General features: G+C 62.4%; 1 protein-coding gene. It reads right to left on the bottom strand.

Annotated elements, in window-relative coordinates:
* Positions 1 to 279 (bottom strand): hypothetical protein (locus R0J92_RS22575; RefSeq protein ID WP_411053303.1); only part of this gene is annotated, 279 nt, incomplete at both ends.

Genomic DNA, 279 nt, shown 5'->3' with positions numbered 1-279 from the left:
CGGCATTGGCGCCACGCTTGACGGCTGCGGAAAAATCCGCCCAGCTTTGAACACGCATCCGGTTCAGCACATCGCGATATTCATCGAGCGGGTGGGCCGACAGATAGAAGCCGACCGCCTGAAACTCTCGATGCAGCATTTCCGACGGCAGCCAGGGCGCTGCCTGCGGCAGGATGAGCGTTTCCTTGGGCGCGCCGGACAGGCCGAAGATATCGGACTGGCCGCTTGCGGCATTTTCCTGGGTACGCTGGGCAAAGCCCATGATGCGATCCATGCCCG

The organism is Tritonibacter sp. SIMBA_163 (genome assembly GCF_046535935.1).
GTDB lineage: Bacteria > Pseudomonadota > Alphaproteobacteria > Rhodobacterales > Rhodobacteraceae > Epibacterium > Epibacterium scottomollicae.
The sequence above is the reverse complement of the archived record's forward strand: the minus strand, read 5'-3'. Positions and strand labels throughout refer to the sequence as shown.